Source organism: Shimia sp. MIT1388 (assembly GCF_047124445.1).
Taxonomy (GTDB): Bacteria; Pseudomonadota; Alphaproteobacteria; order Rhodobacterales; family Rhodobacteraceae; genus Shimia.
This window is the reverse complement of the sequence record NZ_CP138921.1, coordinates 971,186-983,744: the sequence shown is the minus strand read 5'-3', so window position 1 is coordinate 983,744 and position 12,559 is coordinate 971,186. Positions and strand designations below refer to the sequence as shown.

General features: G+C 58.0%; 14 protein-coding genes. 6 read left to right on the top strand and 8 right to left on the bottom strand.

Annotated elements, in window-relative coordinates; genetic code table 11:
* The first annotated feature begins 85 nt into the window (after positions 1 to 85).
* The gene (locus SIB92_RS04865) at positions 86 to 1,552 is read left to right on the top strand and encodes a leucyl aminopeptidase (protein WP_412554744.1); all 1,467 of its coding nucleotides are present in this window, start codon (positions 86 to 88) and stop codon (positions 1,550 to 1,552) included.
* A 3-nt stretch (positions 1,553 to 1,555) separates the two neighbouring features.
* Positions 1,556 to 2,023 carry a DNA polymerase III subunit chi gene (locus SIB92_RS04860; RefSeq protein WP_412554743.1) on the top strand — a complete coding sequence of 156 codons (468 nt, stop codon included), beginning with the start codon at positions 1,556 to 1,558 and terminating at the stop codon, positions 2,021 to 2,023.
* Positions 2,024 to 2,032: 9 nt separating this feature from the next.
* Here the strand turns inward: SIB92_RS04860 and SIB92_RS04855 are convergent, their stop codons facing one another.
* Genes SIB92_RS04855 through SIB92_RS04845 form a run of 3 tightly spaced genes read right to left on the bottom strand, consistent with a single transcriptional unit; the run spans position 2,033 to position 5,135 of the window.
* Complete coding sequence (locus tag SIB92_RS04855; protein ID WP_412554742.1) at positions 2,033 to 2,614, bottom strand: TIGR02281 family clan AA aspartic protease; 582 nt, start codon at positions 2,612 to 2,614, stop codon at positions 2,033 to 2,035.
* 4 nt (positions 2,615 to 2,618) lie between these two features.
* Positions 2,619 to 3,242: a MarC family protein gene (locus SIB92_RS04850; protein WP_412554741.1), complete on the bottom strand. Its 624-nt coding sequence runs from the start codon at positions 3,240 to 3,242 to the stop codon at positions 2,619 to 2,621.
* 42 nt (positions 3,243 to 3,284) lie between these two features.
* On the bottom strand, positions 3,285 to 5,135 hold the full coding sequence (locus SIB92_RS04845) for an ABC-F family ATP-binding cassette domain-containing protein (protein ID WP_412554740.1): 1,851 nt from the start codon (positions 5,133 to 5,135) through the stop codon (positions 3,285 to 3,287).
* A gap of 133 nt (positions 5,136 to 5,268) precedes the next feature.
* Between SIB92_RS04845 and ndk the strand changes: the two genes are divergently transcribed.
* Positions 5,269 to 5,691 (top strand): nucleoside-diphosphate kinase, encoded by a 423-nt coding sequence (ndk, locus tag SIB92_RS04840; protein ID WP_294114797.1) that lies wholly within the window; start codon positions 5,269 to 5,271, stop codon positions 5,689 to 5,691.
* A gap of 131 nt (positions 5,692 to 5,822) precedes the next feature.
* Here ndk and SIB92_RS04835 read toward each other — a convergent pair whose 3' ends face one another.
* Positions 5,823 to 6,158 (bottom strand): TfoX/Sxy family DNA transformation protein, encoded by a 336-nt coding sequence (locus SIB92_RS04835; protein WP_412554739.1) that lies wholly within the window; start codon positions 6,156 to 6,158, stop codon positions 5,823 to 5,825.
* 613 nt (positions 6,159 to 6,771) lie between these two features.
* Here SIB92_RS04835 and SIB92_RS04830 point away from each other — a divergent pair.
* Together SIB92_RS04830 and SIB92_RS04825 are read left to right on the top strand one after the other, a co-directional pair.
* The gene (locus SIB92_RS04830) at positions 6,772 to 7,023 is read left to right on the top strand and encodes a hypothetical protein (protein WP_412554738.1); all 252 of its coding nucleotides are present in this window, start codon (positions 6,772 to 6,774) and stop codon (positions 7,021 to 7,023) included.
* A gap of 10 nt (positions 7,024 to 7,033) precedes the next feature.
* Positions 7,034 to 7,507, top strand: a complete 474-nt coding sequence (locus tag SIB92_RS04825) for a phage holin family protein (RefSeq protein WP_412554737.1) — start codon at positions 7,034 to 7,036, stop codon at positions 7,505 to 7,507.
* A gap of 23 nt (positions 7,508 to 7,530) precedes the next feature.
* On the opposite strand, the gene rnd is transcribed toward SIB92_RS04825, so the two are convergent.
* The 4 genes from rnd to SIB92_RS04805 all read right to left on the bottom strand — a co-directional run bounded on the left by rnd (position 7,531) and on the right by SIB92_RS04805 (position 11,481).
* Positions 7,531 to 8,688: a ribonuclease D gene (gene rnd / locus SIB92_RS04820; protein WP_294114788.1), complete on the bottom strand. Its 1,158-nt coding sequence runs from the start codon at positions 8,686 to 8,688 to the stop codon at positions 7,531 to 7,533.
* A gap of 85 nt (positions 8,689 to 8,773) precedes the next feature.
* Entirely contained in the window at positions 8,774 to 9,367 is a 594-nt protein-coding gene (gene purN, locus SIB92_RS04815; RefSeq protein ID WP_412554736.1) for a phosphoribosylglycinamide formyltransferase, read from the bottom strand.
* Positions 9,364 to 10,413 (bottom strand): phosphoribosylformylglycinamidine cyclo-ligase, encoded by a 1,050-nt coding sequence (gene purM / locus SIB92_RS04810; protein WP_412554735.1) that lies wholly within the window; start codon positions 10,411 to 10,413, stop codon positions 9,364 to 9,366. The genes purN and purM overlap by 4 nt, the downstream gene beginning before the upstream one ends.
* Positions 10,414 to 10,521: 108 nt before the next feature.
* Positions 10,522 to 11,481 (bottom strand): MBL fold metallo-hydrolase, encoded by a 960-nt coding sequence (locus SIB92_RS04805; protein ID WP_412554734.1) that lies wholly within the window; start codon positions 11,479 to 11,481, stop codon positions 10,522 to 10,524.
* A 132-nt stretch (positions 11,482 to 11,613) separates the two neighbouring features.
* Between SIB92_RS04805 and SIB92_RS04800 the strand changes: the two genes are divergently transcribed.
* Positions 11,614 to 12,546, top strand: a complete 933-nt coding sequence (locus SIB92_RS04800; RefSeq protein ID WP_412554733.1) for a LysR family transcriptional regulator — start codon at positions 11,614 to 11,616, stop codon at positions 12,544 to 12,546.
* The last annotated feature ends 13 nt before the right edge of the window (positions 12,547 to 12,559 follow it).

Here is a 12,559-nt window from a genome sequence, read left to right as displayed (position 1 = left end):
TGGCGAAACTGCTATCTGGCGATGTGCTCTGGTCAAGCGAGAAGGCGCGCGTTAGGTGTTTCAAAACGCGATTTGGAGGTATGTGATGCGCCCTGTGACGATTTCTTTTGAAGAAACCAAACTGGATGAAATTGGCAGCGTGGAAGGGCGCATTGCGGTCTTTGTACCGGCAGAAGGCAATCTGGATCAGGGCGCGCGACGCCTGAACCGCTTGACCCGTGGGGCCGTAGAGCGTCTGCGGGAGGACAAGGCCGAAGACGCCAGCCTCGGAACTGTGTTCAGCCTGTCCTATCCGGCGGGTGTGGCAGCGGAAGCTGTGGACGTGGTGATCCTGCCGCGTCGCTGTTCCGTTGAGGACGCCCGCAAGGCCGGTGCGGGTCTTGGGAAGGTCCGAGGCAATGCCGCCTTGACTGTTCTGGCGGGCACCAATCCTAAAGCTGCAGAAATCGCTTTTGGCATCGCGATGCGCGACTATGGCTTTGATGATCACAAGACTGCGGATTCCAAGGAAGACGCCCGCGCCGTGACCATGATGGTCAGCAAGCCGGACGAGGTAGAAGCTGCCGCCGCACCGTTGCTGGCCGTGGCAGACGGCACATTCTTCACCCGCGATCTTGTGAACGAGCCTGCCAATGTGCTGACCACAACCGAGTTTGCCAATCGTCTGGTGGCGCTGAAAGACATTGGTCTTGAGGTTGAGGTACTGGAAGAAGACAAACTCAAGGAACTGGGCATGGGCGCGCTGTTGTCCGTTGGAGAAGGCTCGGAAAGTCCGTCCAAGGTAGCAGTGATGCAGTGGAACGGTGGCGAAAAAGGCGCGGCGCCGTTGGCACTGGTGGGCAAAGGCGTGGTGTTTGACACTGGTGGTATTTCCCTGAAGCCTGCTGCTGGCATGGAAGAGATGACCATGGATATGGGCGGCGCAGGTGTTGTGGCAGGCGCGATGAAGGCTCTGGCGCTGCGCAAGGCCAAAGCCAATGTGGTTGGTCTGGTTGGGCTGGTGGAAAACATGCCCTCCGGCCGTGCCACTCGTCCTGGCGACGTGGTGACCTCCATGAAAGGTGACACCATTGAGGTGATCAACACCGATGCCGAAGGGCGTTTGGTGCTGTGTGACGTGATGCACTATGCACAAGAGCGGTTTAAACCAGCCGGCATGATTGATTTGGCCACCTTGACCGGTGCGATTATCATCGGTTTGGGCCATGAAAACGCGGGCGTGTTTTCCAATGACGACGCGCTTTGCAACGGGTTCTTGAAAGCTGCAGAGGCCGAGGGCGAAGGAGCGTGGCGGATGCCGTTGGGAAAAGGCTATGCCAATCAGCTGAAATCGCGGATTGCCGATGTGAAAAACGTTGGCGGTCGTCCCGCGGGATCGATTACAGCCGCCGAGTTCCTGCAGCGGTTTGTGCAGGACGGCACGCCGTGGATTCACCTCGACATCGCCGGGGTGGCCAGCGTGAAAGCCGAAACCGCTTTGGCGCCAGCAGGGGCCACCGGTTGGGGCGTGAGCGCGCTGAGCCGATTGGTTGCGGATAAGTTTGAGGGTTAAGCCTTGGGCGCTGCCTACTTCTACCATCTGACCCAGAATTCCATGGAGGTCACCCTGCCGCGTCTTTTAGAAAAGGCGCGCGGGGCCGGGTGGAAGATTGTCGTGCGGGGGCGAGACGAAGGCCGGATGGATTGGCTGGACCAAAAACTGTGGGCCTTGGGGGACACAAGTTTTCTGGCCCATGGTTTGGCCGGCGGGCCGCATGATGCGTTGCAACCGGTGCTGCTGACCACATCGACGGATGTGCCGGATTCTGTTGGTTGCGTGATGAGCGTGGACGGCGCGGATGTGCGTGCAGAAGAGGTCAATGCGGTGGAGCGGGTGTGCATCCTGTTTGACGGGCACGACCCCGAAGCGGTGCAACATGCGCGGGGTCAGTGGAAAGCGCTGACCGATGCGGGCTGTGCGGCGCAATACTGGTCCGAAGAGACTGGGAATTGGCAGAAAAAGGCTGAATCCAGAGGCGATTAGACGCCAATCCTAACGTGTTAGGATCAGTTTGCTGCCGGTGATAGTGATCTGATCGAAGAGTTGGAGATAGCTCATACCCAGGAGTGATTGACCCATCTCGCCTTCGTTGACGCTGGCCCGTACATTGCGGTCGACATAGTCCCCCAAGGCCATCTCTTCCAAACGGACCGGCGCGATGCGCACTTCGCCATTGGCGGTCATGGCGCGGCCAAAGTAAGGCAGGTTGTCTGGGTCCAGACCGGCGCGGCGGGCGTCTGCTTGTGTCAACACCACATCGGTGGCGCCGGTGTCGACGACAAAATACACCTCCGCACCGTTCACGGACAGCGTAGCATAGTAGTGCCCGTCATTGCTGCGTGGGATTTCGATGCGGCCTTCGTCCGCCAAAACAACTTGGGTGGGTGTGACGGTGCTGCGAATGTCTTCCCACATGCCAACCACGGCGATGGCGCCAACAAAGATCAGCACCCATATAGCGCCGTATCTCAGGGTTTGGCCGAGGTTGATGCGACCGGAACCGATGGTCCAGATCAGCACCATGACCAGCAAAAGCAGAAGATAGGCGAGGTTGCCAAAGGAGACGTCTTCCATGTGTTCAGCCCATAAACCCGAAATCTTTCAGGCCATCCAGAATAAACTGCACCGACAGCGCAGCCAGCAACATACCAAGTAAGCGCGTGATGACGGTAATGCCAGTACGGCCCAGTAAACGTTCAAAGAAACCGGAGGTCAGGAACAAGCAGAACACAATGGCCAGCACGAGTGCCGCAACGCCGAGAACAGCCATTGTGGCCTGTACGCCGGAATCTTGACCGGCCAGCAGGATCACCGAGGTGATGGCGCCAGGGCCTGCGAGCAAGGGAATGGACAGCGGAAAAATCGACGGGTCGGGATAGTCTTCCTCGGCTTCCTCCGCTTGATCCTCACGACGCTTGGTACGCCGTTCAAACAACATGTCAAAGGCGGTCACAAACAAGAGAATGCCACCGGCGATGCGGAAGGCTGGCATGGAAATGCCGATGCCACCCAGAACGGCTTCGCCCAGAAAACCAAACACGGACAAGATCACAAAGGCCGTCACACAGGCGCGGATCGCGATCTTGCGCCGCTCCTTGGCGGGCACGCCTTGGGTGAGCGAGATGAAGATCGGGAACAGCCCAATCGGGTCGATGATCACAAAAAGCGTCACAAAAGCCGTGATGAAGGCGGCACTGTCCATGGTGAGATCGGGCTCCTGTCAGTGGTGAAACAGACGCTACGCTCAGGCTTCGGCTTTTTCCAGCTTTTCCAGAGCCTTCATCCAAAGATCTTCGGCGCGGTCCTGGGCGTCCCGGACTTCGGCGTATTTCTTCTGCCAGACTTCCATTTCACCAAGTTTCTCGTCTTCATACAGCGAAGGGTCGGCCAGTTTCTTGGCCAGTTTATCGGCCATGTCGTTGAGCTTCTCTACGCGCTGTTCGGACTTGCGCACCTCGGCCCGCAGGGCAAGGATGTCATCCCGGCTGGCGCGTTTGGGGGCGGGCTTGGCTTTCGGCTTGTTGCTGACCGGCTTGTCGGCGGTAAGTAGCAGCTTTCGGTAGGCCTGTAGGTCTTCTTCATACGGCTTCACAGTGCCGTCTTTGACCAGCCACAGGCGATCCGCCACCAAAGTCAGCAGGTGCATGTCGTGGCTGACCAAAATCACGGCACCGGAATAGGCAGTGAGGGCCTCAACCAACGCTTCACGGCTTTCGATATCGAGGTGGTTGGTGGGTTCGTCGAGGATCAACAGATGTGGCGCGTCCAAGGTGGCCAGCAGGAGCGACAGGCGCGCTTTTTGCCCACCGGACAGGCGGCCCACTTCGGTTTCCGCTTGTGCCGCGCCTAGGCCGAAACCTGCCAGACGTGCTCGCAGACGGGCCTGGCCCTCAGCAGGGCGTTCGCGCATCAGGTGCTGGATCGGGGTTTCGTCGACGTAAAGCTCATCCACCTGGTGCTGGGCAAAGAAGCCGATGCGCAGCTTGGAAGAGGTTGTGAACTTGCCGCTCATAGGCTCCAAGCGGCTGGACAGCAGTTTCGCCAGCGTCGACTTACCCTGACCGTTTTTGCCCAAAAGGGCGATGCGGTCGTCTTGGTCAATGCGAAGGTTCAACTTATCGAGCACCACCGTATCGCCATAGCCGGTAGAGCCACCTTCAATGGCGATGATGGGTGGCGACAGCTCTTCTGGTTTGGGGAAAGTGAATACCACACGTGCCGCATCTTCGGGTGCGGTGATCGGTGTCATCTTTTCAAGCATTTTCACACGGCTTTGCGCTTGCTTGGCCTTGGACGCTTTGGCCTTAAAGCGGTCGACAAAGGCTTGCAGATGTTCGCGTTGGGCTTGTTGTTTCTTGGCCGCAGCCGCCTGCACCGCACGCTGTTCCGCGCGCTGCTTGGCAAATTGATCGTAAGTGCCGGTGTAGTAAGCCAGCTTGCGCTCATCCAAGTGCAGGATCGCGCCAACAGAGCGGTTGAGCAACTCGCGGTCGTGGGAGATGATCAGCACGGTGTGCGGGTATTTGACCAGATAGTTCTCCAGCCACAGCGCGCCCTCGAGATCGAGGTAGTTGGTGGGTTCGTCAAGCAGCAGGTAGTCCGGCTGTGAGAACAGCACCGCCGCCAGAGCCACACGCATACGCCAACCGCCGGAATAGGCGGAGCAGGGCAGTTGCTGATCTTCGTGTTCAAAGCCCAGACCTTTGAGGATGGAGGCGGCTCGCGCCTCGGCGCTCCAGGCGTCGATATCGCTCAGACGGGTCTGGATTTCCGCGATACGGTTGGAATCAGTGGCCGTTTCGGACTCGGCCAGCAAGGCCGCACGTTCTGTGTCGGCCGCCAGAACCGTGTCGATCAGCGAAACTTCGTTGGAGGGCACCTCCTGCGCAACACCGCCGATGCGGGCGCGCTGGGGCAGGGTGATGCTGCCACCTTCCAAGGACAACTCCCCACGGATCAGGCGAAAAAGTGTGGTTTTGCCTGCGCCATTGCGGCCAATCAAACCCACTTTGTGGCCGGTGGGAATGGTTGCGGAAGCGCCCTCAAACAAGGGGCGACCTTCGACGGAATAGGAGATGTCTGAAATCTTAAGCATGGGGCGGGTTTGGCGCAGTATTGCGACGGCGTCAATCATCGCTTTTCAAGTCCGCAAACCCGTGGTATCGGAGCGCCAATTCGAATGCTGGCCAGACGTGGTGTCTGGCCCTCACTTTAATGGAGATACAGACATGGCTCTGGAACGCACCTTCTCGATCATCAAACCTGATGCCACCCGCCGCAACCTGACCGGCGCAATCAACGCCAAGTTCGAAGAAGCTGGCCTGCGCATCGTTGCACAGAAGCGCATCCACCTGACCAAAGAGCAAGCGGGCGTTTTCTACGCTGTGCACGCTGAGCGTCCATTCTACGACGAACTGTGCGAATTCATGGCGTCCGCGCCAATCGTTGCACAGGTTCTGGAAGGTGAAGGCGCAATCGCGAAAAACCGCGAAGTTATGGGCGCAACCAACCCAGCAGACGCGGCAGCCGGCACCATCCGCGCCGAGTTCGCAGAATCTGTAGGCGAAAACTCCGTACACGGTTCTGACGCTCCAGAAACCGCAGCGGTAGAAATCGCATACTTCTTCTCCGGTCTGGAGCTGGTGGGCTAAGCCAACCGGTTTTACCGAAGACGACATTGAAGCGCGGGAGGGCAACCTCTCGCGTTTTTTGTTTTGGGGTTCGGAGTGAGGGGCCAGCCCCTCACACTCCCCGGGATATTTAGGGAAGGAGAAAGCGGGGTTTAGGCTTTGCGTTTGTCGATCACGCCAATCATGTTCAGTGCCGCCTCAAGATCAGAGCGGCCTTTGTCATGGGACGTGGCTTTGAGCGCATCAAAACGTTTGCGCAAGGCGTCTTTTTCTTTGCCCTTACAGTCGTTCCATGGACGGCCTTGCAGGCCCATCACCAGAACATAATAGCCAATGAAATGCGGTTTTGTGCCGGTCTTGAGCAGTCGGGCGTAGGTTTCATCCGCGCCCAGTGTGCGGACTTCTTCCGCAGTGTGGATACCGGCGCGGGCGCAGGCCTCTTCATAGGCTGGGCCCAGATTGCGAATGCTGGAAATTGGCTCTGACATGGCGGCACATTAGACCGCAGGGTCAGGCAGGGGCAAGCGATGCCCACAGCATTTTGAATGCAAATTGCAGCGGGTTAGATCATCGCCCAATCGCTGAAGATTGGTGTGTTGCTTGGCGCCGGTTTGGACTGTTTTTCCGGCTTGCGCGGCTGGTCTTTCTTGGACTGTGACATGGTATGCCTCCTTTGATGTCATGCCAGCACATCTCCCTTTCCCAAACGTGGAGATCGCCAGCAGCTGTAGGAATGATTTTAAAGATCAAGGTGCGGAGGTGATGCCGGAAATGGGGCGTTTTTGTGCGGATCGGTTAAGAGTTGAGGCAAAGGTGATTTGGGTTTTCGGGGTTTGTTTACGGTCTGCGATGGCTTGGAAGCGTTAATTTTCAGCGTGTAGTCAACCGGTTATTCGTTGTTCTTGATTTGAAGCTCTCAACGTCGGCAGCGTTCAAGTGAAGAATACAAAGGACTAAAGGTTGTTTCTCTTGCACATAGATCGCGTTGATGGCTTTGTTAAACCAACGTGATTTGAAGAGATTTGTTGGCATATCAGCCTCGCGGAGCCCTGTAACAGTGCAGAGCATTGCAATGCCTCAGAAACGGATTGGAACGGCAAGATGGCCACAAAAGCGGAGTTGGAAGCGGAGCTGAAGCAGCTGCGGGAGGAGCTTGCGGCGCGGGATGCTGCGACCGAAGTCAAGGAAACCTCTGAGGTGGATGCAGAGCCAGAGATGGATGACGAGTCGCCAAGTTTGGAAGCGGACATCGGAGAGATCCTAGCCGAGTTGGAAGAGTTTCCGCACAAGCAGCCTTTGATGTTTGCGCTGGGGGCTTTTGCCGTGGGCTACCTGATTGGCCGGATGAAGTAGGAGCAGGACAATGAGCAATCGAATTTCGCGCAACATCTCCATCATCCTGCGGTCCGAAAGATTGATCGCGCAACGGCATCTGGCGGTGTTGCGGCGTCAAACTGGCTTGATGGTGATGGCGCTGGTGGTGGCGGGCATAGGTCTCGTTATGTTGAACGTGGCCGGCTTCTTTGCGCTGGAAGAGGTGATGACACCGGCTGCAGCAGCCCTGATTGTCGGCGTGGTGAACTTTGTGCTCGCGGGGCTGTTTGTGTCATTAGCCGCGTCCAAATCTGGCATCGAGGAAGACATCACAGCGGTTACGGAAGTGCGAGACATGGCGATTGAGGACCTGGAAGCAGAGGTGCGTCAGGCAGCGGATGAGGCGAAATCGGCGGTGGACGCGGTGAAAGCCATGGCAGCCAATCCGCTGGGCGGGATTGCACCGAGTGTCGCCGCCGGAATCGCCAAGGCGGTTGTCAAATCCATGAAATCCAAAGAGTGAGCCATCCGCGAATGCGGACTGGCTTACAAGGCGACGATTTTGACGTGGTTGCCTTTGGCCGCGAGGGCGACTTTGCCTTCACACAGACGTAGGGCGTCTGCGCCAAACACTTCGTGCCGCCAGCCGTGCAGCGCTTGTACGTCACGGCTGCCAGAGGCAAGCGCGTCCAGGTCCGCAGAAGAGGCGATCAGTTTGGGAGCCACGCTGGAGCTTTCGGTTTTGGCTTTCAGCAGTACACGTAGAAGATCGGCTAGGGCCGGGTTCACCTGGACCTTGTCGTCGCGCTTCGGCAAGCGTGGCATTTGATCCTGCGGGCACTCTTTGCCAGCTTTGATGGCCGCGAGAATACCATCGGCAATCTCACCTTTGCGCGCCTCGCGCAGCAGCAAACGAGAGCGCCCCAAATCATTCATGTTGGCTGGTTTGGTTGAGGCCAGTTCAACCAGAGCATCATCCTTGAACACCCGGTTGCGCGGGATGTTGCGGCTTTGGGCGTGGGCTTCACGGAATTTCGCCAACTCGCGCACAATGGCGAGGAATTTTGGCGATGTGGTGCGGGTTTTCACGCGCTTCCAGGCGTTTTCCGGATCGATGATATAGGTCTCCGGGCGGGTCAGAAGCTGTAGCTCTTCCTCAACCCAATGCGCGCGGCCGGTTTCAGCCAGTTTGGCGGAGAGAAACTCGTAAATCTTGCGCAGGTGGGTCACATCGCCGATGGCATAGGTTTTCTGGGCATCGGTCAGCGGACGGCGGGACCAGTCGGTGAAGCGGGAGCTTTTGTCCAAGCTCTGCTTGGCAATTTTGCGCACTAGGGTCTCGTAACCTGCCTGCTCGCCAAAACCGCAAACCATGGCGGCCACTTGTGTGTCAAACAAGGGATCAGGGAACACACCTGCTTCGACAAAGAAGATTTCCAGGTCCTGACGGGCGGCGTGGAAGACTTTCACAACATTGGTGTCGCGGAAGAGCTCATACATCGGCTCCAGCGACATGCCGTCCACCAGCGGATCGACCAGCACAGCGTTGTCTGTGCCATCGCCGGGCATCGCCATCTGCACCAAGCAGAGTTTGGAATAGTAGGTACGCTCGCGCAGGAATTCCGTGTCGATGGTCACATAAGGCTCTTTGCGCGCCATTTCACAGAATTGCGCGAGCTCTTCGGTCGTCGTGAGGGTTTTCATATGCAGCGTGTCTTCTTGGTGTGTTCTGTAAAGCTGTGGATAACAGCACTACGCACAAACGTAGAGGAAAGCAATTGATCCACTCTTAAAGAGTGATCGGTGTGGTATTTCCTGCCGCAAATTGGCGCAGAACCGCTGGGTAAAGTTTGTGTTCCTGCACCAAAACGCGCGCGGCCAAGTCGTCAGGCGTGTCGCCAGCCTCAACCGGCACGCGGGCTTGGCCAAGGATCGGGCCATCGTCCAGTGCAGGGGTCACGAGGTGCACGGTGCAGCCATGTTCTTTGTCGCCGGCTTCCAATGCGCGGGCGTGGGTGTGCAGACCTTTGTATTTCGGCAGCAGGGACGGGTGGATGTTGAGCATCCGGCCTTCCCAAGGCGCCACAAAGCCTTCTGTCAGAACACGCATAAAGCCAGCAAGACACAGGATGTCCGGTTGAACCTTATCAAGTTCGGCTTGAAGTGCGGCCTCAAACGCAGGACGGTCGCCTTTGAAAGGACGGTGATCTACTGAGACGGTTTTCACACCCATGGCTTCGGCTTTGGCCAAGCCACCCGCGTCGGCACTGTTGGCCAGCACCAAAACGGGTTCAGCAGCGTGGCCAGGCTGCGCCATGTCTTCGAGCAGGCGGACCATATTGGAGCCGCCGCCCGAAATGAAAATCGCGACGCGTTTCTTCACAGGAGGGACCCTGTGTAGGAGACGCCTTCACCGGTTTGTACGGAACCCAGTGTATAGACGGTCTCACCTTGCTCTTTCAGGAGCGCGGTCAGGGCCTCGGCCTGGTCGGCTTCAATGGAGAGGATCATACCAACGCCACAGTTGAAGGTTTTGAGAATTTCGGCCTCTTCCATACCGCCGGTTTTGGCGAGCCATTGGAAGACTGGAGGCAATTCCCAAGCGTTGAGGTCGATGTTGCCGGACAGGCCTTCTGGCAGCACACGCGGCAGGTTCTCGGTCAGACCGCCGCCGGTGATGTGGGCCAGTGCGTGCACGCCACCCGCGCGGACTGCGGCGAGGCATTGCTTCACATACAGACGGGTCGGGGCCAGAAGGGCCGCACCAAGGGTTTGGCTGTCGTCCCAAGGGCAGGTGTCGTCCCACTTCAGTCCAGAAACCTCGACCAGCTTGCGCACCAGGCTGTAGCCGTTGGAGTGCACGCCGTTGGAGGCAAGGCCCAGAAGCACGTCGCCTTCTTTCACGCCGGCTGGCAGGTCTGTGCCGCGTTGCATGGCGCCAACAGAAAAGCCTGCGAGGTCAAAGTCACCAGCTTCATACATGCCAGGCATTTCGGCGGTTTCGCCACCGATCAGGGCGCAGCCGGATTGGTAGCATCCTTCGGCGATACCTTCGATGATGCGTGCGGCGGTTTCGGTTTCCAGTTTGCCGGTGGCAAAATAGTCGAGGAAGAATAGGGGCTCTGCGCCTTGGCAAACCAGATCGTTCACACACATGGCCACGAGGTCGATGCCGACGCCGTCGACATTGCCGGTGTCGATCGCGATGCGCAGCTTGGTGCCTACGCCGTCGGTGGCGCCGACGAGGATTGGATCGGTGTAGCCCGCATCCTTGAGGTCAAACAACGCGCCAAAGCCGCCCAGGCCTGCCATTACGCCGGAGCGTGTGGTGCGTTTGGCGGCGGGTTTGATGCGCTCCACCAGTGCGTTGCCTGCGTCAATGTCCACACCTGCATCCGCGTAGGTGATGCCGTTTTTGCCGTCGCTCATGGGGTATGTCCTTACAATCCGATGCTTGGCGTGGTCCTTACTGCATTGGCTCGGCGATTGGAACAGGGGAATGCACCGCCTGCGTCAACAGGCGGTGCAAGTGCAGCATCAGGCGCCGTATTGCCATGGGGCTGGCTGGTAGGTGTAGCCGTCTGCGGATTTGCGCACCTTGCCGAGCCCTGGGAAATCGAGGTGCGCGCCGGTGACCAATAGGCTGTCGGCCGCCGCGCGATCAAACATGCTGAGACGGGTCTCCACAGTTTGAGTGGCGTCAGTGTCAAAGGCGATGGTGAGGCTTGGGTTGTCAAACTGCAGCGCGGTCATATGCACCAGATCGCCCCAGAACAGGAGTTGCTCGCTACCAGACTGCAGCAGATACCCTGCGTGGCCGGGGGTGTGGCCGGGCAAGGGCAGGCTGGTCAGGCCTGGCAAGATGTCCTGCTCGTTGCTGTGCAGGACCATCCGGTCTGCGTAGGGCGCGACGGTGTTGCGGGCAATTTGGAAGAAGCCACGCGAGCTTTCCGGCACGCTCGCCATGATGGCGTCGTCATGCCAGAAGCCATATTCAGTTTGCCCAACAGCCACTTGCGCATTGGCAAAAACGGCTTGCCCATTGGCGTCAATCAACCCGCCGGAATGATCCGGGTGGATGTGGGTCAGGGCGACCAAGTCAATAGAGTCGGCACTGACGTTGATCGCGTTCAGGGCCTTGTTCAGATCGCCTAGGGTGTCGCCAAGGAAAGAGCTTGTGCCCGCATCAATCAGCACGCGGCGCCCGCCAAACTCGACCAGAAACGCGTTGACCGGAATGCGCACGCCGCCCGGGTAGAGTTTCTGTTGAGATTTTTCCAGCGCGGCACTGACGCCAGCCTCATCGAAGCCCGGGATCATTGCAGGGGCTGCGTCTAGGTAGCCGTCGAGCAATGCGGTCACCGTCGCATCCCCCACGGTGAAGCGATATGTGCCCTGGAACGGTTTTTCAGACGTTTGCGAGGCCAAGGCCGGCGCGGGGGCGGCCACAACGGTCGGTGCTGCGGCAGCCGTGAACAGGAAGTTTCTACGGGTCATAGACATAAGGGTCTCCAATATCCCTGAAGCAATATTTTGGTCCAGCTTGTGCTGGTCTCGGCTATCTAGGCTTGATAAATAGCCCGCAGTACCGATGTGATGGTGATACGGGGCATAAGGAGTGCTTATATCATGGACCGGATGGGTTTGATGGAGACCTTTGTAAGCGCACTTGCGGAGGGCAGTCTCTCCGGCGCGGGGCAGCAGCGCGGTATTTCGCAATCCGCAGCCAGTCAGCAAATTCGCCAGCTGGAAACACACATTGGGCAACAGTTGTTGCATCGATCCCCACAAGGGGTGTCGGCCACACGGGCCGGGGTTTTGGTGCAGGAGCACGCGCAAAAGCTATTGGAACGCTACGAGTTGATGTTGGCAGAATTGGAAGCGTTACACGGCGATGTCGCCGGCACCATTCGGATCAACACCGGCAACTTCCTGGGACGCGTCGTATTTGGACCGGTGCTGATTGAACTTGGCAAAGCGCATCCGGATTTGGATATTGTTCTGCGTATGGAAGATCGCTTGGTGGATGTTGTGCGTGAGGGCTATGACCTTGCCATACGCGCCGGGCGTTTAGGCGAAACCTCGGGGTTTGGGCGCAAGATCGCGTCCCTAGAGACGGTGTTTTTTGCCACCCCAAGTTATTTGGACAAACATGGTCGCCCAGAAACGCCGGACGACATGAAGCGATTGAAGTTTATCCAGCACCACGAGGACAAGACCGCTGGCTTTTTTGATGTAAAGCGAGATGGTCAGTCCTTTCAGGCGCCCATTCGTGTGGGGTTCACAGCGGATGATCCAGAAATCATCCTGAAAGCCGTGCGCACTGGCATGGGCTACACTCGGGCGGCACGGATGTTGATTCAAAAAGAACTGGATGAGGGCATCTACGAGGTGGTGCTTCCCGAGTATCAAGCGCCAAGCAAAGACGTTTTTGCAATTTCGCCAACCAAGACCATACCGGGGTCAAAAATTGAATTGGTGATCAATGCGTTTGTCGACAAGTTGGCTGCGCTGCGCCGCCAAGCTGACATCAAACTGGTGGCAGACAAACTGACCGCTTGACGGCACCGGCGGC

Excerpts from the sequence above, each read along its gene's own strand:
- SIB92_RS04825 (WP_412554737.1), top strand. The coding sequence starts at position 7,034 with ATGAGCAATCGAATTTCGCGCAACATCTCCATCATCCTGCGGTCCGAA.
- SIB92_RS04800 (WP_412554733.1), top strand. The coding sequence starts at position 11,614 with ATGGACCGGATGGGTTTGATGGAGACCTTTGTAAGCGCACTTGCGGAG.
- SIB92_RS04865 (WP_412554744.1), top strand. The coding sequence starts at position 86 with ATGCGCCCTGTGACGATTTCTTTTGAAGAAACCAAACTGGATGAAATT.
- SIB92_RS04805 (WP_412554734.1), bottom strand. The coding sequence starts at position 11,481 with ATGACCCGTAGAAACTTCCTGTTCACGGCTGCCGCAGCACCGACCGTT.
- ndk (WP_294114797.1), top strand. The coding sequence starts at position 5,269 with ATGGCTCTGGAACGCACCTTCTCGATCATCAAACCTGATGCCACCCGC.
- SIB92_RS04845 (WP_412554740.1), bottom strand. The coding sequence starts at position 5,135 with ATGCTTAAGATTTCAGACATCTCCTATTCCGTCGAAGGTCGCCCCTTG.
- purM (WP_412554735.1), bottom strand. The coding sequence starts at position 10,413 with ATGAGCGACGGCAAAAACGGCATCACCTACGCGGATGCAGGTGTGGAC.
- SIB92_RS04855 (WP_412554742.1), bottom strand. The coding sequence starts at position 2,614 with ATGGAAGACGTCTCCTTTGGCAACCTCGCCTATCTTCTGCTTTTGCTG.
- SIB92_RS04835 (WP_412554739.1), bottom strand. The coding sequence starts at position 6,158 with ATGTCAGAGCCAATTTCCAGCATTCGCAATCTGGGCCCAGCCTATGAA.
- SIB92_RS04850 (WP_412554741.1), bottom strand. The coding sequence starts at position 3,242 with ATGGACAGTGCCGCCTTCATCACGGCTTTTGTGACGCTTTTTGTGATC.
- rnd (WP_294114788.1), bottom strand. The coding sequence starts at position 8,688 with ATGAAAACCCTCACGACGACCGAAGAGCTCGCGCAATTCTGTGAAATG.
- SIB92_RS04830 (WP_412554738.1), top strand. The coding sequence starts at position 6,772 with ATGGCCACAAAAGCGGAGTTGGAAGCGGAGCTGAAGCAGCTGCGGGAG.